The organism is Angustibacter peucedani (genome assembly GCF_054779595.1).
Window position 1 is genome coordinate 1 of sequence record NZ_BAAGXY010000091.1, and the last position, 24,684, is coordinate 24,684.

The 24,684-nt window shown below is 72.7% G+C and carries 26 protein-coding genes; 10 read left to right on the top strand and 16 right to left on the bottom strand.

Annotation, left to right across the window (positions count from 1 at the left end):
• From ACYVJ4_RS15405 to rsrA, 3 genes are all read left to right on the top strand, one after another.
• Positions 1-397, top strand: a 397-nt coding sequence (locus tag ACYVJ4_RS15405; protein WP_460461024.1) for an alpha/beta family hydrolase, incomplete at its 5' end; no start/stop codon positions are given.
• Positions 398-458: 61 nt separating this feature from the next.
• A complete protein-coding gene (locus ACYVJ4_RS15410; RefSeq protein ID WP_460461025.1) occupies positions 459-1,220 on the top strand; it encodes a sigma-70 family RNA polymerase sigma factor in 762 nt (253 codons plus the stop codon).
• Positions 1,217-1,483, top strand: a complete 267-nt coding sequence (gene rsrA, locus ACYVJ4_RS15415; RefSeq protein ID WP_460461026.1) for a mycothiol system anti-sigma-R factor — start codon at positions 1,217-1,219, stop codon at positions 1,481-1,483. The genes ACYVJ4_RS15410 and rsrA overlap by 4 nt, the downstream gene beginning before the upstream one ends.
• 81 nt (positions 1,484-1,564) lie before the next feature.
• On the opposite strand, the gene ACYVJ4_RS15420 is transcribed toward rsrA, so the two are convergent.
• Positions 1,565-1,639, bottom strand: coding sequence for a 50S ribosomal protein bL37 (locus tag ACYVJ4_RS15420; protein ID WP_369853652.1), 75 nt, complete (start codon positions 1,637-1,639; stop codon positions 1,565-1,567).
• A gap of 54 nt (positions 1,640-1,693) precedes the next feature.
• Complete coding sequence (locus ACYVJ4_RS15425; protein WP_460461027.1) at positions 1,694-2,401, bottom strand: hypothetical protein; 708 nt, start codon at positions 2,399-2,401, stop codon at positions 1,694-1,696.
• Positions 2,402-2,895: 494 nt separating this feature from the next.
• Between ACYVJ4_RS15425 and ACYVJ4_RS15430 the strand changes: the two genes are divergently transcribed.
• From ACYVJ4_RS15430 to ACYVJ4_RS15450, 5 genes are read left to right on the top strand one after another with little or no spacing between them, the layout of a single operon-like run.
• Entirely contained in the window at positions 2,896-4,344 is a 1,449-nt protein-coding gene (locus ACYVJ4_RS15430) for an HD-GYP domain-containing protein (RefSeq protein WP_460461028.1), read from the top strand.
• Entirely contained in the window at positions 4,341-5,645 is a 1,305-nt protein-coding gene (locus ACYVJ4_RS15435) for an HD-GYP domain-containing protein (RefSeq protein WP_460461029.1), read from the top strand. The genes ACYVJ4_RS15430 and ACYVJ4_RS15435 overlap by 4 nt, the downstream gene beginning before the upstream one ends.
• Positions 5,646-5,694: 49 nt before the next feature.
• Positions 5,695-6,786 (top strand): type IV pilus twitching motility protein PilT, encoded by a 1,092-nt coding sequence (locus tag ACYVJ4_RS15440; protein ID WP_460461030.1) that lies wholly within the window; start codon positions 5,695-5,697, stop codon positions 6,784-6,786.
• Between the two features lie 53 nt (positions 6,787-6,839).
• Entirely contained in the window at positions 6,840-7,205 is a 366-nt protein-coding gene (locus tag ACYVJ4_RS15445) for a thioesterase family protein (RefSeq protein WP_460461031.1), read from the top strand.
• Entirely contained in the window at positions 7,202-8,044 is an 843-nt protein-coding gene (locus tag ACYVJ4_RS15450) for a YhjD/YihY/BrkB family envelope integrity protein (RefSeq protein WP_460461032.1), read from the top strand. The genes ACYVJ4_RS15445 and ACYVJ4_RS15450 overlap by 4 nt, the downstream gene beginning before the upstream one ends.
• Here ACYVJ4_RS15450 and ACYVJ4_RS15455 read toward each other — a convergent pair.
• The 8 genes from ACYVJ4_RS15455 to ACYVJ4_RS15490 all read right to left on the bottom strand — a co-directional run bounded on the left by ACYVJ4_RS15455 (position 8,034) and on the right by ACYVJ4_RS15490 (position 14,522).
• Positions 8,034-8,756, bottom strand: a complete 723-nt coding sequence (locus tag ACYVJ4_RS15455) for a class I SAM-dependent methyltransferase (protein WP_460461033.1) — start codon at positions 8,754-8,756, stop codon at positions 8,034-8,036. The genes ACYVJ4_RS15450 and ACYVJ4_RS15455 overlap by 11 nt on opposite strands.
• A gap of 107 nt (positions 8,757-8,863) precedes the next feature.
• Complete coding sequence (gene mctP / locus ACYVJ4_RS15460; protein WP_460461034.1) at positions 8,864-10,534, bottom strand: monocarboxylate uptake permease MctP; 1,671 nt, start codon at positions 10,532-10,534, stop codon at positions 8,864-8,866.
• Complete coding sequence (locus tag ACYVJ4_RS15465; protein ID WP_460461035.1) at positions 10,531-10,848, bottom strand: DUF3311 domain-containing protein; 318 nt, start codon at positions 10,846-10,848, stop codon at positions 10,531-10,533. The genes mctP and ACYVJ4_RS15465 overlap by 4 nt, the downstream gene beginning before the upstream one ends.
• Positions 10,849-11,004: 156 nt before the next feature.
• A complete protein-coding gene (gene sodN / locus ACYVJ4_RS15470) occupies positions 11,005-11,412 on the bottom strand; it encodes a superoxide dismutase, Ni (protein WP_460461036.1) in 408 nt (135 codons plus the stop codon).
• A 43-nt stretch (positions 11,413-11,455) separates the two neighbouring features.
• Entirely contained in the window at positions 11,456-11,773 is a 318-nt protein-coding gene (locus ACYVJ4_RS15475; RefSeq protein ID WP_460461037.1) for a S24 family peptidase, read from the bottom strand.
• Between the two features lie 19 nt (positions 11,774-11,792).
• Complete coding sequence (locus tag ACYVJ4_RS15480; protein WP_460461038.1) at positions 11,793-12,647, bottom strand: amino acid ABC transporter ATP-binding protein; 855 nt, start codon at positions 12,645-12,647, stop codon at positions 11,793-11,795.
• A gap of 1 nt (position 12,648) precedes the next feature.
• Complete coding sequence (locus ACYVJ4_RS15485) at positions 12,649-13,617, bottom strand: amino acid ABC transporter permease (RefSeq protein WP_460461039.1); 969 nt, start codon at positions 13,615-13,617, stop codon at positions 12,649-12,651.
• The gene (locus ACYVJ4_RS15490) at positions 13,614-14,522 is read right to left on the bottom strand and encodes an ABC transporter substrate-binding protein (protein WP_460461040.1); all 909 of its coding nucleotides are present in this window, start codon (positions 14,520-14,522) and stop codon (positions 13,614-13,616) included. Before ACYVJ4_RS15490 ends, ACYVJ4_RS15485 begins: the two co-directional genes overlap by 4 nt.
• A 281-nt stretch (positions 14,523-14,803) precedes the next feature.
• Between ACYVJ4_RS15490 and ACYVJ4_RS15495 the strand changes: the two genes are divergently transcribed.
• Complete coding sequence (locus ACYVJ4_RS15495) at positions 14,804-16,018, top strand: NAD(P)-dependent malic enzyme (RefSeq protein ID WP_460461041.1); 1,215 nt, start codon at positions 14,804-14,806, stop codon at positions 16,016-16,018.
• Here the strand turns inward: ACYVJ4_RS15495 and ACYVJ4_RS15500 are convergent.
• Positions 16,005-17,675: an alkaline phosphatase D family protein gene (locus ACYVJ4_RS15500; protein WP_460461042.1), complete on the bottom strand. Its 1,671-nt coding sequence runs from the start codon at positions 17,673-17,675 to the stop codon at positions 16,005-16,007. The genes ACYVJ4_RS15495 and ACYVJ4_RS15500 overlap by 14 nt on opposite strands.
• Before the next feature lie 18 nt (positions 17,676-17,693).
• Here ACYVJ4_RS15500 and ACYVJ4_RS15505 point away from each other — a divergent pair, with 18 nt between their 5' ends.
• Positions 17,694-18,659 (top strand): zinc-binding dehydrogenase, encoded by a 966-nt coding sequence (locus ACYVJ4_RS15505; RefSeq protein ID WP_460461043.1) that lies wholly within the window; start codon positions 17,694-17,696, stop codon positions 18,657-18,659.
• Between the two features lie 105 nt (positions 18,660-18,764).
• Here the strand turns inward: ACYVJ4_RS15505 and ACYVJ4_RS15510 are convergent, their stop codons facing one another.
• From ACYVJ4_RS15510 to ACYVJ4_RS15530, 5 genes are all read right to left on the bottom strand, one after another.
• Positions 18,765-19,382, bottom strand: coding sequence for a PadR family transcriptional regulator (locus ACYVJ4_RS15510; protein ID WP_460461044.1), 618 nt, complete (start codon positions 19,380-19,382; stop codon positions 18,765-18,767).
• Positions 19,379-20,215, bottom strand: a complete 837-nt coding sequence (locus ACYVJ4_RS15515; protein WP_460461045.1) for a DUF4097 family beta strand repeat-containing protein — start codon at positions 20,213-20,215, stop codon at positions 19,379-19,381. Before ACYVJ4_RS15515 ends, ACYVJ4_RS15510 begins: the two co-directional genes overlap by 4 nt.
• A 74-nt stretch (positions 20,216-20,289) precedes the next feature.
• Complete coding sequence (locus ACYVJ4_RS15520) at positions 20,290-20,937, bottom strand: GDSL-type esterase/lipase family protein (protein ID WP_460461046.1); 648 nt, start codon at positions 20,935-20,937, stop codon at positions 20,290-20,292.
• Between the two features lie 4 nt (positions 20,938-20,941).
• Complete coding sequence (locus ACYVJ4_RS15525) at positions 20,942-21,118, bottom strand: DUF6104 family protein (protein ID WP_460461047.1); 177 nt, start codon at positions 21,116-21,118, stop codon at positions 20,942-20,944.
• 12 nt (positions 21,119-21,130) lie between these two features.
• Positions 21,131-24,643 carry a multifunctional oxoglutarate decarboxylase/oxoglutarate dehydrogenase thiamine pyrophosphate-binding subunit/dihydrolipoyllysine-residue succinyltransferase subunit gene (locus ACYVJ4_RS15530; protein WP_460461048.1) on the bottom strand — a complete coding sequence of 1,171 codons (3,513 nt, stop codon included), beginning with the start codon at positions 24,641-24,643 and terminating at the stop codon, positions 21,131-21,133.
• Between the last annotated feature and the right edge of the window lie 41 nt (positions 24,644-24,684).

The following is a 24,684-nucleotide window of genomic DNA, read 5'->3' on the forward strand; positions in this document are numbered from 1 at the left end:
GCTCGTGCGGGCCCTGCGCACGGGCCGCGGCCGGCTGCCCGGTCCGCTCGTCGTCGGGGGCCGCAGCGCGGGAGCCCGGGTCGCGTGCCGCACCGCCGCGGACGTCGACGCCACCGGGGTGCTGGCGCTGGCCTTCCCCCTGCACCCGCCGGGCAAGCCGGGGGCCAGCCGGGCCGCCGAGCTGCTGCTCGTGGGGGAGCGGTCGCTGCTCGTCGTGCAGGGGCGCAGCGACCCGTTCGGCGGCCCGGACGACGTCGCGCCGGTGCTGCCGCCGAGCGGGCGGGTGGTGGCGGTCGAGGGCGACCACGGCCTCAAGGCGCAGCGTCCCGTGCTCGTCGCGGCGGTGCTCGACCTGCTCGTGGAATGCGCCCCCGACACCTGGCGTTCACCTGCCTGAGGCGCCCCGCTCCGTCGAGCGGCGCCGGTCAGGGCGAGTCGATCGATCCGGGAGGAGCCGCGTGCTGACGTCTGCAGCAGACAGGGTGGTGGACGGTCCCGTCTTCCCCCGGTGGTCGTCGTCCGCGTCGGCGCCCGCCTCCGTCAAGCGCACCCAGGGTTCGGCGATATCCTGGGAGGCGATGACCAGCACCGACGACCTCGGCGACGACACGCAGCGCGCGCCCGAGACCGAGTCCACCGACGAGCGCAGCGCCCGCTTCGAGCGCGACGCGCTGCAGTACCTCGACCAGCTCTACTCGGCCGCCCTGCGCATGACGCGCAACCCGGCCGACGCCGAGGACCTCGTCCAGGAGACCTTCGCCAAGGCGTTCGCCGCCTTCCACCAGTACCGCCCCGGCACGAACCTCAAGGCCTGGCTGTACCGGATCCTGACGAACACCTACATCAACACGTACCGCAAGAAGCAGCGCGAGCCTCAGCAGTCGGACGCCGAGCAGGTCGAGGACTACCAGCTGGCCCGCGCCGAGTCGCACACCTCCACCGGGCTGCGCTCGGCCGAGGCCGAGGCGCTCGACCACCTGCCCGACAGCGACGTCAAGGACGCGCTGCAGCAGATCCCCGAGGACTTCCGGATGGCGGTGTACTACGCCGACGTCGAGGGGTTCGCCTACAAGGAGATCGCCGAGATCATGGGGACGCCGATCGGCACCGTGATGTCGCGCCTGCACCGCGGCCGGCGCCAGCTGCGCGACCTGCTGCAGGACTACGCCCGTGACCGCGGCATGGCTGCCGCGGGCAGCAAGACCGGAGGTGCGTCGTGAGCTGCGGCAACCACCACGACACGGACTGCAGCGAGGTGCTCGACCGCGTGTACGAGTACCTCGACAACGAGATGGGCGAGCTCGACTGCGCCAAGATCAAGCAGCACCTGGACGAGTGCGGCCCCTGCCTGCAGGAGTACGACCTCGACCTCGCGCTCAAGGCGCTGATCCGGCGCAGCTGCGCGTGCGAGGCGGCGCCCGAGGAGCTGCGCACCCGCATCCTGACCCGGATCACCCAGGTGCGCGTCGAGTTCGAGGCCTGAGCCTCCAGCGCACCGACCCGCGGCACGTCGAAGGGCCCGGACCGATCGCTCGGTCCGGGCCCTTCGTCTGCGTGAGTCGCCTCAGGCGTTGGGCTTCTTGCCGTGGTTGGCGGCGTTGCCCTTGCGGCTGCGGCGCTTGCGGGCGCGCTTGCTCATCGCTCGCTCCTTCGTCGGGGTCGGCGTCCATGCTCCCACACCGCCGGGAGTCCCTCAGCCAGCCAGGTGCCGGTTCAGGGCGTCGAGCACGGCACGCACGACCGCGTCCTCGGGGTGCTGGCGCACCAGCGCGCTGCCGGTGAGCACCTGCAGCCCCACCCGCGGCACCGCCAGCGACAGGACGACGACCGCCACCTCGCGCTGGCCCGCGCCCGTCACCTGGGCCGCCTCGACCTCGCAGGCCGACCCGACCAGCTCGGACAGCGCCTGCACCGTCGCCTCGGCGACCAGCCGGGGCCGTGCGGGCGCGGTGGCCGGTCCCTCGACCTCGCCGACGAACTCGTCCTCGCCCAGCCGCACGCTCACGGTGGCCGAGGCGCCGGTGCCGGTCGTGCTCAGCGCGATGCGGCCGACGAGCGGGCGAGGGGTGCCGGGGTCGGCCGGCCCGGACCCGTCCGGAGCGGGGACGCCGGCCACCCCGTCCGTGCCGTCGTCCGGCACGAGCGAGAGACCGTTCGCGGGGCCCCCGCGCTGCTCGATCTGCACCACGCTGACGATCCGGTGGTCCAGGTCGACGTCGAACCCGGCCATGGCCACCGACTGGACGTCGCGCACGACCTGCTTGGGGGCCTTGCCGGGGGTGGCGAGCACGTGCACCTCGGTCGGCTTGCCGTCGCCGGAGGTCACCACGCTCACCGCCTGGACGCCGGGCAGGGTGCGCAGCGCGTCCTCGAGGTCCGGCCGCAGCCGCATGGTCGTCATGGTCGCCGACCGTAGTCGTCAGCACCCTCGACAGGGCGAGGGCGCGCTCTCACGTCGCGCACCGTGACCGCCGGGTTCACCCGGACGGCCCAACGGCGCGTCGTCCGACCCGCGGTTCACGCGCGGTGAGCGACCCCGTGAGGTTACGATCCGCAGCGATGGACAGCCCGTCCGAGACGGGCGCTCGACAACTCCAGAGCGCGTGGAAGAGACCGGTGCAGCACACCTTTACCTGACAAACGTCCCCCCTGTACGTTTGTCCGGTACGTCCGAATCCTGAGCGGAGCGGAGTGCGCATGGGACTAGCGGTCCCATGACTACTTCAGCAAGGAGTGATGACCGGTGAGCAAGATCGTGTCCGCTGTCGAGAAGTTCCTTTCGTCCCAGCCGCACTGGAGCTGGGAGGGCTGAGCGCGAGCTCCGCCCACCTCAGCAGCACAGATCACGGCACCGGTCTCTCCCACGCGTCCTGGCCCGAGGGCGAGAGGGCTGAGGTGGACCGGTCGTTGAGGCACGTCCGCACCTACGTGGGTGCGACGACGATCCTCGCTGCCGTCGCGCTCGCCGCCACCTGGTTCTGGCGCCCGCCGACCGAGTGGCGGTCCACGCTCGTGCTCGCGCTGCTGTGCATCATCAGCAGCCAGACCCGCGTGCGGCGGTTGTCAGCGCGCACCGGCATGTCGACCAGCTCGATCGTGCAGCTGGCCGCGGTCGTGCTGGCCGGTCCCACCGGCGCGATCCTGGTCGGCGTCTCGTCCTGGCTGCTCGAGGTCCGGCGCGCCAAGCCGCGCGTCTGGCTGCTCAACGTCAGCCTGTTCGCCCTCATGGGCGCCGCCGCGAGCGCCACGTACTACCTCACCGGCGGCACGCCGCAGCCGCGCGACCTGCTCACCTCGGGCGACCTGCTGGGCCACCTGGCGGTGCCGCTCGTGCTGGCCAACGTCGTCATGTGCCTGGTCAACGCCGTCGTGCTGGCCGGCGTCATCAGCATCAGCGAGGGCGTGCCCTACCGCGAGGTCCTCACCGGCACGCTGCGCAGCGGCGGCATCGCCTACATCGGGTACGGCCTGTTCGGCCTGCTGCTCGTCGTGCTGTGGGACGCCGCCGGCGTCGGCGCGCTGTCGGCCCTGCTCGTGCTCGCGCCGCTCTTCGTCGCCCGTTGGGCCTTCGCGCAGTACGCCGAGCAGAACGCCGCCCACGAGCGCACCGTCGCCGCGCTGGTGCAGGCCGTCGAGGCCAAGGACCACTACACCCGCGGCCACAGCGAGCGGGTGGCCCGGGCCTCGGTCATCATCGCCCGCGCCGTCGGGCTCTCCCAGCAGCGGACGTCGACCCTGCACTTCGCGGGCATGCTGCACGACGTCGGCAAGCTCGGCGTCCCGACCCGCGTGCTGCAGAAGACCGGCGCGCTCACCGACGAGGAGTTCGCCACCATCGCCCGGCACCCGGTGCGCGGGCTCGAGATGGTGCGCGAGATCGAGTTCTTGGGCGAGGCGTTCGAGGGGATCCTGCACCACCACGAGCGGCTCGACGGCCGCGGCTACCCGCTGGGGCTGGTGGGCGGCGCGATCCCGGAGTTCGCGCGCATCATCGCGGTGGCCGACGCCTTCGACTCGATGACCTCGACCCGCTCGTACCGCCAGGCGCGCACCGTCGAGGAGGCCGTGGCCGAGCTCGCCGACTGCGCCGGCACGCAGTTCGACCCGGACTTCGTCGCGGCGCTCACCGAGGGCCTGCAGCGCACCGCGTGGACCACCGAGGCCCAGCGCGACGCCGAGCAGCCCGAGGCCGACGACGGCACGGCGCGCGAGACCAGCGAGCCGTCGTTCGAGCCCGCCCCGGACGCCGGGCTCGACTCGCGCGACCACGACGACCCCGCGTTCGCCGACGAGGCGCGCCGGCCGGTCGACCTCGGACGGCTGCCGGACGGCGACCCCCGGTGAGCGTCGCGGTGCGCACCACGCCCCGCGTCTCGATGACGGGTGCGTTCACCGGCATCGCCGCGATGGTCATGGCCGGTGCCGTCGGCTCGGCCGCGGCAGGGGCCACCGAGCGCGGGTTGGCGGACCTCAAGGTCGTGCTCGCCTTCGGTGCGGCCATCGCGCTGGGCGAGTCGCTGCGGGTGTGGCTGCCGGGTGAGCGCGAGGCCGCGCCCATCGGCACGGCGGCCGCGGTCGCGTTCGCCCTGGTCGGGCGGATCGGGCCGTCGTCCGGGCCGGTCGTGGGCGCCGCCACGGTGCTCGCCGTGGTCGCCCTCGCGACGCTGCTCGGGATCCTGCCCCACCTGCTGGCCTCGCGGTCGCCCGACCTGGCGGGCATCGTGCACCGGTTCCTGGCCGTCTCGGCGCTGGTGCTGGTGTGGCGCGTGCTACCGGTCGGTCCCGACGGCTCGCTGGTCGACACCGGCATGGCCCGGCACGGCTTCCGCTGGCTGCTCGCGCTGCTCATGCTCGCCGCCGTCGTCCTGACCCTCGTGCTGGACGCGCTGCTCGCGGCCGTGATGCGGGCCGCGGCCGAGAACGCGCGGGTGAAGTCGGTGCTCGCCGACGAGCTGCGCGTCGCCTCGGGCCTCGGCAGCGCCATCGGCTGCGGCGGCGTCCTGATCGCGCTGGCGGCCGAGCCGATGGGCCTGCTCGCGGTGCCCGTCTTCCTCGCGCCGCTGCTGCTCACCCAGTTCGCCTTCCGCCGCTACGCCACGGTGCAGGCGACGTACGCCCAGACGATCCGCTCGCTGTCGCGGGTCACCGAGCTCGGCGGCTACACCGAGTCGGGCCACTCGCGCCGCGTCGCGACGCTGGCGCTGGCCATGGGTCGCGACCTGGGGATGCCCGAGCGGGGCCTGCGCGACCTGGAGTACGCCGCGCTGCTGCACGACATCGGCCAGCTCTCGCTCACCGAGCCCATCCCGGGCGGCGCCACGCTGATGGCGGCGCCGGGGGAGCAGCGCCGGATCGCCGACCTGGGCGCGGCTGTCGTCCGGCGCACGGGCGTGCTGGACGACGTCGCCGTGATCATCGAGCGGCAGTCCGAGCCGTACCGGCGCCGGCACGAGACCGACGACCGCGCCGTGCCGCTGGCCAGCCGCATCATCAAGGCCGCGAACGCGTTCGACGACCTGGTGGGTGACGGCGGCACCGAGACCCGTCGCCGCGAGGCCCTCGAGCGCATCCACCTGGGGCTGGCCTACGAGTACGACCCGCGCGTCGTCTCGGCCCTCACCCGGGTCGTCACCCGGGTGGAGTAACTCACCCGCGCGGCTCAAGTGGCCCCTGCAGGGAGCCGATGTGCACTGCGTGGAAGAGCCCGCCGTCATCTCCGTCTCGCCGTACCTGCGCGCGCTCGCCGAGCTGCGCGGGTCCGACCTGCACATCAAGGTCGGCTCGCCGGCGCGCCTGCGCATCGACGGCCGGCTGCGCAAGCTGCAGGGCCCGGCGCTGACGCCCGAGCAGACCGCGGCGATCGCCGACGAGGTCATGCGCGACGACCTGCGCGAGTCCTTCAAGCGCACGAACGAGGCGGACTTCGCCTACTCGCTGGCCGGGGTCGGCCGCTTCCGCGTCAACGCGTTCCGCTCGCGCGGCTCGGTCGGCCTGGTCTTCCGCCGGGTGTCGGTCGGCGCCATCCCGCTGGACGAGCTCAGCGTGCCGTCGGTCATCAGCCAGCTCGCCCTCGAGCCCCGCGGCCTGGTGCTCGTCACCGGCCCCACCGGCTCGGGCAAGACCACGACGCTCGCCGGCATGGTCGACCACATCAACACCCACCGCGAGTGCCACATCGTCACGATCGAGGACCCGATCGAGGTGCTGCACCGCGACCAGCTCTCGATGATCAACCAGCGCGAGGTGCGCCTCGACACCGACGACTTCGCGGTCGCCCTGCGCGCCGCGATGCGCCAGGACCCGGACGTGATCCTGGTCGGCGAGATGCGCGACGTCGAGACCGTGAAGGCGGCGCTGTCGGCGTCCGAGACCGGTCACTTCGTCATGTCGACGCTGCACACGACGAACGCGCAGGAGACCGTCGCCCGCATCATCGACTTCTTCCCGCCGCACGAGCAGAAGCAGGTGCGCCTCGCGCTCGCCGGCGCGCTGCGCGGCATCATCTGCCAGCGGCTCGTGCCGCGCGCCGACGGCCAGGGCCGCTGCGTCGCGATGGAGATCGCGGTCAACACCGGCCGCGTCGCCGACGCGATCGTCGACCCGGACAAGACCAGCACCCTCACCGAGCTGATCACCGAGGGCGGCTTCTACGGCATGCAGACCTTCGACCAGCACCTCACCACGCTGATCCGCGACGGCGTCGTGACGCTCGAGGACGCCATGAGCGCCTCGAGCAACCCGCACGACCTCACCGTCGAGCTGCGCCGCCTCGGCCTCGTCGCCTGACCGCTGCCCCTCACCGGTGGGGGAGAACGGCCGGGGTGGGTAGCGTCGGTGGCGTGACCACCGCCGAGCGCCCCTACGAGGTGCAGGACGACGACACCGCCCGCGCGCTCGGGTCGGGCTCGCTCGACGTCCTGGCCACGCCGCGCCTGCTCGCCTGGTGCGAGGCCGTCACCTGCGACGCTGCCGAGCCGCTGCCCGAGGGCGCCACCAGCGTCGGCACCCGGGTCGAGCTCGAGCACCTGGCCGCCAGCCCGGTCGGCGAGGTCGTCACCGTGCGGGCCGAGCGCACCCACGCCGACGGGCGGCTGCTGCGCTTCGCCGTGACCGCCACCGGCACCGACGACCGGCTGCTGGCCACCGGGCAGGTCACCCGGGTCGTGGTCGACGTCCGGCGGTTCCTCGACCGGCTGCCCCGGTGACGGCCTCGGCGCGCTCGGTGCTGCGCCGGCTGCCGCGGGCGACGTCCAGCGCGCTGCGCGGCCACGACCTGCTGCTCTACGGCGCGGGCGTCACCTTCTACGCGGCGCTCGCGGTGGTGCCCGGCCTGCTGATCGCCACCCGGCTGCTGGCGGCGGTCGTCGGCCGTGACCGCGTCCTCGACCTGGCCGGCAGCCTGTCGGGCGCGCTGCCGAGCACGCTCGGCGCCGACCAGGTCGCGGGCGAGCTGCTGCGCCGCGGCGCGGACGTCGGGTGGCTGGGTGTGGTGGTGGCCGTGCTGCCGGCGTCGGTGTACGGCGAGGGCCTGCGCCGGGCCTACGTGGCGCTCGCGGACGACCTGCGCCCCGACCGGCTCGTCGGCTGGCGCGGCCGGCTGGCGGTGCTGCCGCTGCTTGCTGCGGCCCCGGCGCTGCTGCTGGCGGTGCTCGCCGTGACGCCCTGGCTGGCGACGCGGTTCGGCGACGGTGCGGGTCCGACCGCGCTCGGCGTCTACGTCGCGCTGAACGTCGACTGGCTGGTGCTGTCGGTGCCGCTGGCCTGGACGTTCCGGGTCGTGGCGCCCACCCGGCTGCCGTGGCTCACCTGCGTGCTCGGGGCGCTGGCCACGGCGGCCTTCGTCAGCGGCTTCCTGCAGGGCTTCGTGCTGTTCCTCGCCCTGCCGGTCGACCTCGGCGCGCCGTTCGGGGGGCTGGCCCAGGTCGGTGGCGCGATCGCCGTCCTGCTCTGGCTGTGGGTGCTGCACCTGGTGGTGCTGGTCGGCTGGGTCGCCACCCGCGAGGCGTCGCGCCTGCGCCGGCCCGCACGTGCCGTCAGCGCCTGAACAGACCGGCCCACAGGAAGTCCTCGCCGAAGCGGGGCGACGACTGCGGCTGCGGCACCATCCGACCGAGCTCCTGCACCTGCAGCCACCCGAACAGCCGGCGCAGGTCGTCCTCGCGGTAGGCGACGCCGCCGGCCAGCCTGCCCTCGCGGTAGAGCTGCGCGTCGGGTGCCTCGGTGCCCATCGCGCCCCAGGCGAAGCAGACCAGGCCGAACGCCGCCCCGGCCGGCAGGGTGCGCTCGAGCAGCGCGCGATAGCTGATCCGCCGGTGCGGAGGCAGGTGGTGGAAGCACCCCGAGTCGTACACGAGGTCGAAGCGGCCAGGCACCGTGCCGGGGTCGAAGATGCTGCCCTCGACGAACGTGACCTCGACCCCGGCCGCCTCGGCGCGCTCGCGGGCCCAGCCCAGGGCCGTGGGCGACAGGTCGACGGCCACGACCTCGTAGCCCTGCTCGGCCAGCCAGACGGCGTTGCGGCCCGGCCCGCAGCCGAGGTCGAGCGCTCGGCCCCCGCCGGCCAGCAGGCCCGCCTCGTGCCAGCGCACCAGCGACTCGTCCGGCGCCGCGCGGAAGAACGGCACGTCCCGGTCGCGGTCGTCGTAGAAGCCGTCCCACCAGCCGGCACCGCGCGGCGTCCAGCGGTCGGCCTCGGCCGCGAACAGCGTGTCCATCAGGTCGAGCACGTCGTCGACGGTGCTCACGTGGCGCTCCACGGCTCTGCCCTCCTGTGCTTCTCGACGGGCTGGCCCACCCCGGTCGTGATCGTGCGATCCAGCCCCGACGGGGCCGGATCGCACGATCACGGCAGGTTCGCGGGAGGTCAGGCCTCGGTGAGCTCGGGCAGGTCGTGCACGCTCGGGTCGCCGGCGTCCGCACGGTAGTCGGACGGCGAGGTCTGGTCGACCCCGTCGGGCGCCTTCACCGCGCGCAGCACCAGCGTCAGCACCGCCGCGATGACGACGTTGATGACGAAGGCCGTGAGCGCGATGTACCCGCTCTTGCCGATCAGCTCGATCGGGCCCACCGACGCCCCGAAGTGCTTGCCGGTGGCCGGGTTGATCTGCTGGTAGGCCGTGACGGTGCCGTAGACCATGGCGACCGCCCAGCCGGCCAGCAGCGCCCAGCGGTGGAACCACCGCGTGTACAGGCCGAACACGATGGCCGGGAACGTCTGCAGGATCCAGACGCCGCCCAGCAGCTGGAAGTTCAGCGCGAGGGTCTTGTCGAGCGTGAAGACGAACGCCAGAGCGCCGACCTTCACCACCAGCGAGACGAGCTTGCTGACCCGGGCCTCCTGCGCGTGCGTCGCGTCCGGCTTGATGAAGTCGCGGTAGATGTTGCGGGTGAACAGGTTCGCCGCCGCGATCGACATGATGGCGGCGGGCACGAGCGCACCGATCGCGATGGCCGCGAAGGCGATGCCGGCGAACCACGACGGGAACTGGTCCTCGAACAGCTGCGGCACCACGAGCTGCGCGTTGGGCTTGCCGTCGAGCCCGATCGGCTTGGTGCCGGCCGCGATCGCGACGAAGCCGAGCAGCGCGAGCAGCCCGAGCAGGAACGAGTACGCCGGCAGGATCGAGGCGTTGCGCCGGATGACGTTGCGGTTCTTGCTCGACAGCACCGCGGTGATCGAGTGCGGGTACATGAACAGCGCCATGGCCGAGCCCAGGGCGAGCGTGGCGTAGGGCCACAGCTGCGCGGTGTTGGGGATGAACGCGCCGTTCGGCTTCTTGGTCACCGGGTTGGTGGCCGCCATCTTCTCCTGGGCGCTGTCGAACACGTGGCTCCAGCCGCCGACCTTGTGCGGCAGGTAGATGATCGCGACGAGGATCACCAGGTAGATCAGGCCGTCCTTGACGAAGGCGATCATCGCGGGCGCGCGCAGGCCGCTGGAGTACGTGTACGCCGCGAGCACCGCGAAGGCGATGAGCAGCGGCAGGTCCTTGGCGATGACGTTGCCGCTCCCGCCGATGCCCATGACCTCGAGCACCGCCTGGATGCCCACGAGCTGCAGCGCGATGTACGGCATCGTCGCCAGGATCCCGGTGACCGCGATGGCCAGGCTCAGCCCGCGCGAGCCGTAGCGGCCCTTGACGAAGTCGGCCGGGGTGACGAACCCGTGGGTGTGCGACACCGACCACAGCCGGGCCATGAACACGAAGATGATCGGGTACACCACGATCGTGTACGGGACGGCGAAGAAGCCCGTCACCGCACCGGTGGCGAACATCGCGGCTGGCACCGCGACGAAGGTGTAGGCCGTGTAGAGGTCACCGCCGAGCAGGAACCACGTGATGAACGTGCCGAAGCTGCGGCCGCCGAGACCCCACTCCTGCAACGAGCCCATGCTCGAGCTGCGCCGCCAGCGCGCCGCCATGAAGCCCATGGCGGTGACGGCGAGGAACAAGACGATGACGATGGTGAGCGCCACGCCGTTGACGCCGGTGGTGGTCGCGGCCTGGACGGCGGCCGGTGCGGTGGCGCTCATCGGTCGGCTCCGTCGTCCGTAGTGGTGGTGGTGCGGGTGCCGCGGATGTCACCGCGGGTGCGGCGCTCGTGCGCGGTCACGACCCGGTAGGCGACGCTGGTGCAGATCGCGGCGAGGAAGACCCACAGGAACTGGTACCAGTAGAAGAACGGGAAGCCCCACAGCTCGGGCGTGGCCTTGGCGTAACTCGACACCCAGACCAGCGCCAGCACCGGCAGGGCCAGCACGACCGCCACCAGGGCGAGCTGCGGGCCGGGCAGGGAGCGTCGTCCGGGCTCGGGCGGGGTGGTGCCGGTGTCAGGGGGTGCGTCCACGTCGGTCCTCCGGGCTCGACCTGCCGCGACCGGCCGCTTTGCCGGACGCCGGGCCGGACATTACTCCCGAACGGCGCGCGCGTGACGCAACCTGGACACGACGAAGGGCCGGCCCCGTGGGGACCGGCCCCTGGCGTCGTCGCCGGGAGGGGCTGCTCAGGCGGCCTTCTTGGTCTCCCAGAAGATCTCGGCGATCTCGTCGATCTTGGCGATCAGCTCGTCGGCCTTCGCGGCGTCGGTGCTGGCCTTGGTGCCGCCGCCACCGCCGGCCAGCTTGGTGGCCTCGTTGAACAGCTGGTGCAGCTGCGGGTACTTCTCGAAGTGCGGGGGCTTGAAGTAGTCGGTCCACAGCACCCACAGGTGGTGCTTGACCAGCTCGGAGCGCTGCTCCTTGATGATCAGCGCGCGGGTGCGGAAGTCAGGGTCGTCGTTGTCGGCGAGCTTGCCGATGATGGCCTTGACGGACTCGGCCTCGATCTTGGCCTGGGCGGGGTCGTAGACGCCGCACGGGAGGTCGCAGTGCGCGCTGACCTCGACGGTGCGGGCGAACAGCCGCGAGAGCATGTGGTGGTCCCTTCGTCTTCCGTGTCGCTCGGACCTGATCAACCTACCCGCGGGGCGGGCGCAGCGCGCGGGCGGGCCGGGGCCACCACCGGGCCACGACGGCGGCCAGCACCGCGTCGTCCGGCAGGGCCCCGACCTGCCAGGAGTCCACGCCCTGCGCCGGGTTGTCGCGCTCGACCCACCACCCGTCGTCCGCGCGGCGCAGCACCCGCTTGACGGCGACCGGCCGCGGTCCGTCCGGGCCGTCGGGCAGCCGGACGACGGCCAGCCGGCCGGCGCGGGGGAGCGCGCCCCAGCGCACGAGCAGCCGGTCGCCGTCCGCGAGCGTGGGCAGCATCGAGCGCCCGCGGACGACGACCACGCCGAAGGGGCGGGCCAGCTCAGCCCTCCGCGGGCGGTGCGCTCGCGTCGTCCGGCACCTCGATCGCCGCGCCGCCGTGGCCCTCGGCCTCCTCGCGCTGCATGCGCTGCAGGAAGGCCTTGGTGCGGGCGTGCTGCGGGTTGCCGATCACCTGGCGCGGGAAGCCCTGCTCGACGACCACCCCGCCGTCCATGAAGACGACGCGGTCGGCGACGTCGCGCGCGAAGCTCATCTCGTGCGTGACCACGATCATCGTCATGCCGTCGTCGGCCAGCTCGCGCATGACCGTGAGCACCTCGCCCACGAGCTCGGGGTCGAGGGCGCTGGTCGGCTCGTCGAACAGCATCAGCTTGGGCTGCATCGCGAGCGCCCGGGCGATGGCGACGCGCTGCTGCTGGCCGCCCGAGAGCTGGGAGGGGTAGGCGTGCGAGCGGTCGGCCATGCCCACGCGCTCGAGCAGCTCGTGCGCGCGGCGCCGCGCCGTCGCCTTGTCCTCGCCCTTGACCTGGACCGGCGCCTCCATGACGTTCTCGGTCGCGGTCATGTGCGGGAACAGGTTGAACCGCTGGAACACCATGCCGATCTCGCGCCGCTGGGCCGCGATCTGCTTGTCGTTCAGGCGGTGCAGGCGCCCGGCCCGCTCGGCGTAGCCCATCAGGTCGCCGTCAACGCGGATGCGCCCGCCGTCGATCGTCTCGAGCTGGTTGATGCAGCGCAGGAACGTCGTCTTGCCCGAGCCGGACGGCCCGAGCAGGCACACGACCTCGCCGCTCGAGACGTCTAGGTCGATGCCCTTGAGGACGTCGGTGCCGTGGAACGCCTTGTGCACGTTGACCGCCTGCACCAGCGGGCGGTCGGTGGTGGTCGCCGTCATGTCAGCGTCCTCCCTGGCCGGCGGTCGTCAGCGCCGCCGGCGTCTTGGTCGGGGCAGCCTTGCTGCCGAAGCCGCGGCCGAAGCGGCGCTCCAGGAAGTACTGGCCCACCATCAGGACGCTGCACAGGATCAGGTACCAGAGCGTCGCGGCCACGGCGACGGGGAACACCTGGAAGGTGCGCGACCCGATCGAGCGCAGCTGGAAGAACAGCTCGTAGGACAGCGGCAGCGCGATGAGCAGCGAGGTGTCCTTCAGCATCGCGATGGTCTCGTTGCCGGTCGGCGGGACGATCACGCGCATCGCCTGCGGCAGCACGACGCGGCGCATCGTCTTGCCGCGGCTCATGCCGAGGGCCTGCGCGGCCTCCTCCTGCCCGCGGTCGACGCTGAGGATGCCGGCGCGCGCGATCTCGGCCATGTACGCGGCCTCCGACAGCCCGAGGCCGAGGATGCCGCCGGCGACCGAGGTGCCCAGCTGCTGGGTGTTGAAGCCCAGGAAGCGGAAGTCCTGGTCGAGGCCGATCAGGTCGGTGATCACCCAGTCGAAGGGGATGCCGATGTCGAGGCGCGGCAGCACGATCGCCAGGTTGCCGATGATGAACAGCAGCACGTAGCGGGGGATCGCGCGGAAGAACCAGGTGAAGGTCCAGGCCGACCACGACAGCACCTTGTTGGGCGACAGCCGCATCACGGCGAGCACGACGCCGAGGAGCACGCCCACGACCATCGAGCCGACGGTGGCCACGAGCGTGCCGCGCAGCAGGCCGTCGATGACCGGGGACTGGATCATCGCCTGGAAGACGAAGTGCCAGTTGAACGCCTTGTTCGCCAGCAGCAGGTGCAGCAGCATCGCCGCGAGCACGGCGATGACCGCGACCGCGACCCAGCGCCCGACGTGGCGGACCGGGACCGCATCGATGGCCCCGGGGCGGTCGCCCGCCCCGGGGGTCGACGTCGGGCGTTCGGTCACGGGTTGACGGCGAAGTCGGTGATCCCGCCGGACTTCACGCCCCACTTGTCGAGCACCGAGTCGTAGGTGCCGTCGGACTTCAGCGCCTTGAGGGCGTCGGTGATGGCGGCGGCGAAGTCGGCCTGGTCCTTCGGGACGACGTAGCCGTAGGGCGCCGAGTCGTAGACGTCGCCGACGGTCATCAGCGCGCCGTTGGACTGCAGCACGGCGTAGGCGCACACCGGGGAGTCGGCGAGCATGGCGTCGGCCTTGCCCGTGGCGACCGCCGCGGTGGCCTCGTCCTGGCCCTGGTAGGACTGCACGGTGATCTTGCCCTTGCCGGCGGTCTTGCAGGCGGCCTGGCGCTTCGGCAGGTCCTCCTCCTCCTGCACGGTGCCGGTCTGCACGGCGACCTTGAGGCCGCACGCGGCGTCCGGGGCGACCTGCTTGGGGTTGCCCTTGGCGGTGGCCCACTGCGTGCCCGCGCTGTAGTAGCTCACCATGTTGACCTGCTTCTTGCGCTCGTCGTTGATCGTGAACGACGAGACGCCGACGTCGTACTTGCCGGTGCTCACGCCGGCGATGATCGAGTCGAAGCTCGAGGGCACGAACTCGACGTCGACGCCGAACTTCTGGCCGACCGCCTTGAACAGGTCGACGTCGAAGCCCTGCACGGTCTTGCCGTCGCCGGCGAGGAACTCGCTCGGCGCGTAGGAGGCGTCGGTGCCGACCACGATCTTCTTCGCGGTCTTCACCTTGTCCGGCAGCTTGGCGGCGAGGGCGGAGTCGGCGGTGGCCGCGGCCACGCTCTTCGTGCTGGAGCCACCGGCACCCGACAACGAGTCGGAACCGCAGGCCGACAGCGACAGGGCGACGCCGGCGCCGAGCACGACGGCAGCAGCCACTCCACGGGAACGCAGCAACACAAGGGCCTCCTAGGGCTCGTCTGGTGGGGGCATCCTGCCACCGCGGTGCCGCTGCGTGGCAGAGGTCGCACGATCCGCGACCTCTTCGTGACCCGACGTCACCCGGCAGGGCGTGATCCGCGTCTCTCCCGGGCGCGGCCCCTCGTGCCCGGCGGCGGGCTGTGGCAGCATGGCCGGTGCCTTGCGGGAGACCCCCGTGCGAGGACCGCCCGGCCACACCCGGCTCCGGCAGGTCCCCGAGGTCTCTCCGCACGCTGCCCACCAGATGAGGTGACCGGCGCATGTCCGCCGAACCGACGTCCCCGCACACCCCCGACGCCTCCCGCGCGGCGCACGACCCGTCGTCCGCCGTGTTCCAGCACCACCTCGGCGGCAAGCTCGCCGTCGCCGCCCGCCGTCCGCTGCTGGGGCGCGAGGAGCTCTCGCTGGCCTACACGCCGGGCGTGGCGGAGGTCTCGCGCGCCATCGCGGCCGACCCAGCGCTCGCCGACGTCTACACCTCGCGCGCCAACACCGTCGCCGTCGTCACCGACGGCACCGCCGTGCTCGGGCTCGGCGACATCGGCCCCGCCGCCGCACTGCCGGTGATGGAGGGCAAGGCGCTGCTGTTCAAGCACTTCGCGGACGTCGACGCCGTGCCGGTCTGCCTGGCGACCACGGACGTCGACGAGCTGGTCGAGACCGTGGTGCGGCTGGCGCCCACCTACGGCGGCATCAACCTCGAGGACATCTCGGCGCCGCGCTGCTTCGAGGTCGAGCGACGGCTGCAGGAGCGGCTCGACGTCCCGGTGTTCCACGACGACCAGCACGGCACGGCGGTCGTCGTCCTCGCGGCGCTCATCAACGCGGCCCAGGTCGTGGACAAGGACCTCGCCGGGCTGCGCGTCGTCGTCGGCGGTGCGGGCGCGGCCGGCGTCGCCGTGTCCAAGATCCTGCTGCGCGCCGGCGTCGCGGACGTCGTCGTGTGCGACTCCCGCGGCGTCGTCGAGGGCGGGCGCACCGACCTGGCGGCGCACAAGCGCAAGCTGGCGGCCCGCACCAACCCGCGCGGGGTGCGGGGCTCGCTGGCCGACGCGCTCGTGGGCGCCGACGCCTACGTCGGCGTCAGCGGCGGCACGGTGCCCGAGGCGGCGCTGCGCGGCCTGGCCCGCGACGCGGTCGTGTTCGGCCTGGCCAACCCCGACCCCGAGGTGCACCCCGACGTCGCGGCCCGGCACGCGGCGGTCGTCGCCACCGGCCGCAGCGACTTCCCGAACCAGATCAACAACGTGCTCGCGTTCCCGGGCGTGTTCCGGGGCGCGCTCGACGTCCGGGCGCGCCGGATCAGCGAGGGGATGAAGCTGGCTGCGGCCCGGGCGATCGCCGAGCTGGTGGACGAGCCGACCGCCGGCGAGATCGTGCCGAGCGTGTTCGACGAGCGGGTGGTGCCGGCGGTGGCCGCCGCGGTCGCCGCGACCGCCCGCCGCGAGGGGTTGGCGCGGGTCAGCGCGGGGTGAGCTCGCGGGTGCGGGTGCGGTCGAGCACCTGCGCGCCCCCGACGACCTTGGCGTGCTCGACCTCGACCTGGGCCCGTCGTCCGCGCACGTCGACGGTCATCACGCCGTTGTCGAACCACGGGCCGTCCGGCACGGTCCAGGTGATGCCGGGGTCGCGCACGCCCGCGCGCCGGGCCAGCCAGCCCAGCGTGCGGTGCACCGGCTTCTTCTCGAACCACGAGTTGGCCAGCCGGATCCACGGCTCGAGCGGGTTGCGGAACGGCGACATCGTCAGCTGCACGACCGACGTCCGGGCCGGGTCGACGCCCTCGACCTGGGCGGTCGCGACGTAGGAGCAGTGGACGTCGCCCGAGAGCCACATCACGCTCGCGGGCGGTCGCTCGCGCCGGCCGATCTCGCCGACCCGCTCGACCATGGCGTCGAAGGACGTGCGGAACGCCGCCCAGTGCTCGAGGTCCAGCGCGAGCCGCAGCTTCTCGCCCATACGGCCACCCAGCGGCCCCCAGGCCCCTTGCGCGCACGCCTCGTCCCAGCCCTCCAGGTGGTGGACGCCGTGCAGCAGCAGGAAGGGCAGCGAGGTGCCGATGAGCAGGTGGTCGACCTCGGCGTCCGTGACGTCGCGGAACCACTGCCACTCGACGTCGTCGACCATCGCGCGGTGGTCGGGGTCGAGGTCGCGCGAGCAGCGGGAGTCGAGCACGACCAGGCGGGTGCGGCCGAAGTCGCGGTGGTAGCTCCAGCGCGCGGACGACGGGTCGGTGTCGGCCCGCCAGGCGAAGTCGGCCAGCACCTGCTCGCGGGCCTCGGTGCTCGTCGCCGCCCGCACGGCGGCGTAGACCTCGTCCTGCGCCAGCTCGCGGGGCGAGAGGTTGCCCAGGTGCTGGTAGACCCAGTACGACGAGAAGGCGCCGACGACGCGCTGGCGCCACCAGGGCTTCTGGCTGATCTCCTGGCGCCACGACCACGAGCTGTTCCAGTCGTCGCGCAGGTCGTGGTCGTCCAGGATCATGCAGGTCGGCAGGGTCGACAGCAGCCAGCGCACCGCCGGCGTCCGCCACGACTCCTGGTAGAGCCAGGTGTACTCCTCGAAGTCGATGATCTCCTCGCGGACGTCCTCGTCCTCGCCCTCGGCCCGCCGCGCGCCCAGGGCGTGCAGCTGCTGCAGCCGGTGCTTCATGGCCGGCGACGGGTCGTCGGCGTAGACCTGGTCGCCCGCCAGGAGCAGCGCGTCGGGCCACTGGTCGTGCCCGCCGCCCATCATCCGCTCGGCCAGGGCCACCAGCGCGTCCGCGCCGACCTTGCGCAGGCTGCCCTTGTCGAAGGGTGCCGCTCGCCGGCACGAGCCGAACGCCAGCCGCACCCGGGTGTCGTCGGACATCGTCCGGATCACGCTCGGGGGCTCCTTCGCGCCCGGCTCGGGCCAGGCCTGCGCGCCGTCCAGCTGCACGGTGTAGACCGTGCGGCTGGCCGGCTCCAGGCCCTCGACGACCACCAGCGCGTAGTGGTGGCCGTGCACCTCCCACGTGGGCTCGCGGTGGCCGAGGACCTCCACCTCGCACGGCCGGTCGGTCTCGACCCAGATGGTCGCGGTGGTGTCGTCGACGTACCGCAGCAGCGGTCCGACGACGACGTACGGGACGTCGGTGGTCGTGGTCACGGGGGCTAGGGTCGCACCATGTTCGCCGTCTACGCCTCCGCAAGCAGCGCCGACGACCCGCTGTCCGCCCTCGAGCTGGGGGAGCGACCCGCGCCGGAGGTGCCGCAGGGGTGGGCGCGGGTGCGGCTGAAGGCCGCCAGCCTGAACCACCACGACCTGTGGAGCCTGCGCGGCGTGGGCCTGCCGGCCGACCGGCTGCCGATGGTGCTCGGCTGCGACGGCGCGGGCCTGGACGACGACGGCAACGAGGTCGTCGTGCACGCGGTCGTGGGCGACCCGGCCTGGGGCGGCGACGAGACGCTCGACCCGAAGCGCTCCCTGCTCTCCGAGAAGCACCAGGGCACGTTCGCCGACGAGGTCGTGGTGCCGCGGCGCAACCTGGTGCCCAAGCCGGCCGAGCTGAGCTTCGAGGAGGCCGCGTGCCTGCCCACGGCGTGGCTGACCGCCTACCGCATGCTCTTCACCCGCTCGGACCTCGCGCCCGGCTCGACCGTGCTGGTGCAGGGCGCCGGCGGCGGCGTGGCCACCGCGCTGGTGGCGCTCGGCGCGGCGGCCGGCTACCGGATGTGGGTGACGGCGCGCGACGAGGCCAAGGGCGCGCGGGCGGTCGAGCTGGGCGCCGACCGCGCCTTCGCCTCGGGCGAGCGACTGCCCGAGCGGGTCGACGGCGTGATGGAGACGGTGGGCAAGGCGACCTGGGCGCACTCGGTGCGGGCGCTGAAGCCTGGCGGCGTGATCGTGACGTGCGGCGCCACCAGCGGCGACGCGCCGTCGGCCGAGCTCAGCCGGGTGTTCTTCCTGCAGCTGCGGGTGGTCGGCTCGACCATGGGCACCCGCGAGGAGCTCGAGCGGCTGATGCGGTTCTGCGCCGTCACGGGCGTGCGCCCGCTGGTCGACCAGGTGCTCCCGCTCGAGCAGGCGCGCGAGGGGTTCGCGCGCCTGCTGGAGAACGACGTGTTCGGCAAGGTGGTCTTCACCCGGTGAGGCCGCGGCGCAGCGCGTCGTGACGCTCGGGGTGGTGCCAGCGCACCGACGTCCGGGTGCGCTCGCGCTGCACGTGGGCGACGAGCTGCTCGCTCGATCCTGCGATCATGACTTCCTCCTCCCGTTGCCCAGGGCGCGCTCGACGACGTCGACGACGTCGTCCCGTGCGCGCTCGACGATGCGGACGATCTCGTCCATGGACTGCTGGTCGATCCACTGCCGACGGGTTGCCGACCGCAGGCCCCGCCGCAGCTCGTCGACCGCCTGGTCCAGCTGCGGGTGGCGGGCCCACGTCGCGTGCTGGTCGGGGTCGCGGGGCTCGTCGCGCGCGTGCTTGCGGGCGCTGCGCGCGGCGTCCATGAGCTCCGAGCGCAGGTCCTTCGCGCTGCCGCGCACCTGCACCCGCACCTGCTCGGCCAGCTGGCGCACCGTGCGGTCGAGGTCGACCTCGAGGTCCTGGACGTCGGCGCGCCGCTCGGCCAGCTCGGCCCGGCCGGCGTCGGTGATCCGGTAGACCGCCTTGCGCCCCTCGTCCTCGCGGACGACGAGCCCCTCCTCCTCCAGCCGCGCCAGCCGCGGGTAGACCGTGCCGGCGCTGGGGGAGTAGAGCCCGTCGAAGCGCTCCTCGAGGTCGCGGATGATCTCGTAGCCGTGCCGCGGGCCGTCGGCCAGCGCGATGAGCATGTAGAGCCGCAGCTGGCCGTGGGCGAAGACCGGGCTCACGACGACGCCGTGCGCAGCAGGGTGACGTCGCCGCTCACCGACATCGCCGAGACGCGCACCTGCTCGTCGCCGTCGCGGATCTCGCCCTGCGGCGGCCCGGGGCGGCCGGCGCCGATCCGCCGTCCGTCGGCCACGATCTGGCCGCTGACGCTCTTGGCGTCCAGGCGGAAGCCGGACTCCGCCGGGATGCGCACCACGAGGTCGCCCGACACGCTCTTCATCGCGACCTGGCTCGGCGCGCGGTGCAGGTCGACGACGAGCTCGCCCGACACCGTCTTGACGTCGAGCTGCGGCAGCTCGACCGCCTGCACCACGAGCGAGCCGCTGACCGACTCGCCGGACAGGCTGCCGTGCAGGTCGCGGACGTCGATGCGTCCCGAGATCGTGCGGGCGTGCACGTCGCCGTGCACGCCGTCGACGGCGAGCTCGCCGCTGACCGTGCGCACCGTGGCGTCGGCGGTCAGGCCCGAGACCAGGCCGTCGGCCGAGACCGTCGAGATCTTGACCCGGGTGCCGGCCGGCACGGCGATGCTCAGCTCGGCGCGGTCGTCCTTGCGGCCCAGGCTCTTCAGCCCGTCGAGCAGGCCGTCCCACTTGACCTTCGGGTGGGCGACCGACAGCGTGCCGTCGACCCACTCGACCTCCAGCGGGCGGCCCTTGACCGAGCTTACCTCGACCCGCGCGGTGCCCGCGTCGTCGTCGCCGTCCTGCACCGGGTGCGCGACGACGTCCACGCGCCCGGCGACCAGGCCGACGCGCACCTCGCGCACCGGCTCGTCCGGCCCGCCCACCTCGAGGACCTTGGGACCGTCGACCTGCCAGCTCTCCGACATGCTCTTCTCCTTCACGAGATATATCGCGTCTGCGGAGACAAGATATATCGCGAGTTGGCCAGAGCGTCAAGCGGTCAGTCCGGGTCGAGGCCGAGCCACTGCGGCCAGCCGCAGTGCAGCACCAGCCAGGCGAGCAGCCCGTAGCCGGCCTGCCCGGGGTGCATGCCGTCGCCGGAGGCCAGGTCGGCGAACCACTGCTCGTGCTCGAGCAGCGGGGTGAAGCAGTCGACGAACGGGACGCCGCGGCGCTCGCAGACGTCGCGCTCGGCGTCGACGACCACCCGCAGCCTGTCGTTGTCGGCGGCGGCGAGCCAGGGCGGGGGACCCACGACGAAGGGCTGCAGGCCGTCGGCCACGGCCTCGTCGACGACGTTGGCGAGGTTCAGCCGGGTGCGGGCCAGCGAGATGCCCTGGCCGACGTCGTTGGCGCCCACCGCGACGACCAGGCGGTTGTCGACGCCGGGGAAGAGCCGTCGTCCGGTCTCGTCGCGCCAGCGGGCGAGGACGCCGGACGTCGAGTCACCGCGCACGCCCAGGGTGTGCACGGTGAGGTCGAGCTGGTCCTGCGGCGTGCGCGCCACGACGCGGCCCACCCAGCCGAGCGCCTTCGGGTCGCCGTAGCCGGTGACGTAGGAGTCGCCGACCACGCTGACGCGCACGTCGCGCCGGCCGGTGGAGACGTCGGCCCTACCGGCGTCGTCCGGGTGGTCGTCGCTGCTCACGCGCTCACTCGTCCTCGTCGTCCAGGCGGGCCAGCCAGGTGGCCAGCCGCTCCACCGGGGTCTCGAACTCGGGGTTGAGGTCGACGAACTCGCGCAGCCGCTCGGCGACCCACGACAGCGAGACGTCCTCGTCCCCGCGTCGCTGCTCGAGCTCCTCGATGCCGCGGTCGGTGAAGTACATCCGCCCGCGGCCTCAGCGACCCAGGGCCTGCTCGAGCAGCGCCTGCTGCTCGACCTCGTGCCGCTTGGACGAGCCGCTCGCCGGGGACGCGGACGCCGGGCGCGAGGCCCGGTGCAGCGCGCGACCGCCCAGGTGCTCGGGCAGCCCGAGCGCGACGTGCGGCCACGGACCCATGTTGGCGGGCTCCTGCTGCGTCCAGACCAGCTGCGCCTGCGGGTACTTGGCCAGCTCGGCCAGGATCTCCTCGACCGGCAGCGGCGCGAGCTGCTCGACCCGCACGATCGCCGTGGCGGTGTCGCCGCGCTTCTCGCGCTCGGCCACGAGGTCCCAGTAGACCTTGCCCGCGCACAGCAGCACGCGGTCGACCGTGGCCGGGTCGGCCGTGGCGTCGCCGATCACCGGCAGGAAGTGGCCGCTGGTGAAGTCGGACGGGTCGCTCACGGCGGCCTTGAGCCGCAGCATCGACTTGGGCGTGAAGACCACGAGCGGACGGCGCGGGCGGGTGTACGCCTGCCGCCGCAGCAGGTGGAAGTAGGACGCCGGCGTGCTGGGCATCGCCACCGTCATGTTGTCCTCGGCGCACATCTGCAGGAAGCGCTCGATCCGGGCCGAGGAGTGGTCGGGACCCTGGCCCTCGAAGCCGTGCGGCAGCAGCAGCACGACCGAGGAGTGCTGGCCCCACTTCTGCTCCGACGAGCTGATGAACTCGTCCATGATCGTCTGCGCGCCGTTGACGAAGTCGCCGAACTGGGCCTCCCACAGCACCAGCGCGTCCGGGCGCTCGACCGAGTAGCCGTACTCGAAGCCCATGGCCGCGAACTCCGACAGCAGCGAGTCGTAGACCCAGAACCGGGCCTGGTCGTCGCTGAGGTACAGCAGCGGCGTCCACTCCTCGGCGGTGTTCTTGTCGATCAGCACCGAGTGGCGCTGCACGAACGTGCCGCGGCGCGAGTCCTGGCCGGCCAGACGCACCGGGGTCTGCTCCATCAGCAGCGAGCCGAAGGCGAGCAGCTCGCCCATGGCCCAGTCGATGCCGCCCTCGCGCGTCATGCTGGTGCGCCGGGCCATCAGCTGCTGCAGCTTGGGGTGCACCTCGAAGCCGTCGGGGACGTTGGTGAACGAGTCGCCGATCCGCTCGAGCACCTCGGTCGAGATCGCCGACGGGCGCGAGACCGAGAACACGTCGTCGTCGACCTGCGCCTGCGGGCGCTCGAGCCCGCCGCGCGCGTCGCCGTCCGCCGCCGCGCCCTTGGAGGCCTCACGGGTCTCGGTGAACACCCGCTCGAGCTGCTGCTGGTAGTCGCGCAGCGCGGCCTCGGCGTCCTCGACCGTGATGTCGCCGCGGCCGATGAGCGACTCGGTGTAGAGCTTGCGGACGCTGCGCTTGTTCTCGATCAGGCGGTACATCAGCGGCTGGGTCATCGAGGGGTCGTCGCCCTCGTTGTGGCCGCGCCGGCGGTAGCAGACCATGTCGACGACGACGTCCTTGCCGAACTCCTGGCGGAACTCGAAGGCCAGCTCGGCCACCCGGACGCAGGCCTCGGGGTCGTCGCCGTTCACGTGGAAGATCGGCGCCTGAATCATCCGGGCGACGTCGGTGGAGTAGAACGAGGAGCGGGACGCCGACGGTGCGGTCGTGAAGCCGACCTGGTTGTTGATGACGACGTGGATCGTGCCGCCGGTGCGGTAGCCACGCAGCTGCGAGAGGTTGAGCGTCTCGGCCACCACGCCCTGACCCGCGAACGCCGCGTCGCCGTGCAGCAGCACGGGCAGCACGGTGAACGACTCGCCGCCGAGGTCGAGGCGGTCCTGCTTGGCGCGCACGATGCCCTCGAGCACCGGGTTGACCGCCTCGAGGTGGCTGGGGTTGGCCGCCAGGTAGACCTTGGTGGTGTCGCCCTCCTCGGACGTGAACTTGCCCTCGGTGCCGAGGTGGTACTTCACGTCGCCCGAGCCCTGCACGCTGCGCGGGTCCTGGGTGCCCTCGAACTCGCGGAAGATCTGCGCGTAGGACTTGCCGGCGATGTTCACCAGCACGTTGAGCCGGCCGCGGTGCGGCATGCCGATGCAGACCTCGTCGAGGTGCTCGGTGGCGGCCGAGGACAGGATGCGGTCGAGCAGCGCGATGACGGACTCGCCGCCCTCGAGGCTGAACCGCTTCTGCCCCACGTACTTGGTCTGCAGGAACGTCTCGAACGCCTCGGCCGCGTTGAGCCGGCGCAGGATCCGCAGCTGCTCGTCGGCGGAGGTCTTGGCGTAGGGCCGCTCGACCTTGCTCTGGATCCAGGCGCGCTGCTCGGGGTCCTGGATGTGCATGTACTCGATGCCGACGGTGCGGCAGTAGGAGTCGCGCAGCACGCCCAGGATGTGGCGCAGCTTCATGAAGGGCGCCCCGCCGAAGCCACCCGTCGGGAACTCGCGGTCGAGGTCCCACAGGCTCAGGCCGTGGGTGATGACGTCCAGGTCGGGGTGCCGGCGCTGGCGGTACTCCAGCGGGTCGGTGTCGGCCATCAGGTGGCCGCGCACGCGGTAGGCGTGGATCAGCTCCTGCACGCGCGCGGTCTTGGTGATGTCGTCGTCGTGGCTGGCCGAGATGTCCTGCACCCAGCGGATCGGCTCGTACGGGATCCGCAGCGAGCGGAAGATCTCGTCGTAGAACCCGTCCTCGCCCAGCAGCAGCTGGTGGATGCGGCGCAGGAAGTCGCCGGACTGCGCGCCCTGGATGATCCGGTGGTCGTACGTCGAGGTGAGCGTGACGATCTTGGAGATCGCGCTGCGGTTCAGCGTCTCCTCGCTCGCGCCCTGCCACTCGGCCGGGTACTCCAGCGAGCCGACGCCGATGATCGTGCCCTGGCCGTTCATCAGGCGCGGCACCGAGTGGTTGGTGCCGATGGTGCCGGGGTTGGTCAGGCTGATCGTGGTGCCGGCGAAGTCGTCGGCCGTCAGCTTCTGCGCGCGGGCTCGGCGGACGACGTCCTCGTAGCCGGTCCAGAACTGCGCGAAGTCCATGGTCTCGGCGCCCTTGATGCTCGGCACGAGCAGCTGGCGGGTGCCGTCGGGCTTGGCCAGGTCGATGGCCAGGCCCAGGTTGACGTGCTCGGGCACGGCCAGGGCGGGCTTGCCGTCGCGCTCGGTGAAGGCGTTGTTCATCTCCGGCATCGCGGCCAGCGCCTTGACGACGGCGAACCCGATGAGGTGGGTGAACGAGACCTTGCCGCCGCGGCTGCGCTTGAGGTGGCTGTTGATGACGATGCGGTTGTCGATCAGCAGCTTGGCCGGGACGGCGCGCACGCTCGTCGCGACCGGCACCTGCAGGCTGTTCTCCATGTTGCTGACGACCCGCGCCGAGGCACCGCGCAGGGGCGTCACCTCGGGGCCGCCCTCGGACGGCGGGGTGGCGGGCTTGGCGGTCGGCGACGGGGTCGAGCGCGGCTGACCGGTGGTCTGCTGGTCCGAGCGCTGCGCGGCGGGCTGCCCGGCGCGCTCGGGCGGCGGGCTGGCCGCGGGCTTCGGGGCCGGCGGCACCTCGACCTGGCGCGGCTGGTCCTGCTGCGGCGGCGTGGCCG

Coding starts and splice junctions, on each gene's coding strand:
- ACYVJ4_RS15425 (WP_460461027.1), bottom strand. CDS start 2,401: ATGACGACCATGCGGCTGCGGCCGGACCTCGAGGACGCGCTGCGCACC.
- mctP (WP_460461034.1), bottom strand. CDS start 10,534: ATGAGCGCCACCGCACCGGCCGCCGTCCAGGCCGCGACCACCACCGGC.
- sodN (WP_460461036.1), bottom strand. CDS start 11,412: ATGCTCTCGCGGCTGTTCGCCCGCACCGTCGAGGTCAGCGCGCACTGC.
- ACYVJ4_RS15480 (WP_460461038.1), bottom strand. CDS start 12,647: ATGACGGCGACCACCACCGACCGCCCGCTGGTGCAGGCGGTCAACGTG.
- ACYVJ4_RS15495 (WP_460461041.1), top strand. CDS start 14,804: ATGTCCGCCGAACCGACGTCCCCGCACACCCCCGACGCCTCCCGCGCG.
- ACYVJ4_RS15505 (WP_460461043.1), top strand. CDS start 17,694: ATGTTCGCCGTCTACGCCTCCGCAAGCAGCGCCGACGACCCGCTGTCC.
- ACYVJ4_RS15515 (WP_460461045.1), bottom strand. CDS start 20,215: ATGTCGGAGAGCTGGCAGGTCGACGGTCCCAAGGTCCTCGAGGTGGGC.
- ACYVJ4_RS15525 (WP_460461047.1), bottom strand. CDS start 21,118: ATGTACTTCACCGACCGCGGCATCGAGGAGCTCGAGCAGCGACGCGGG.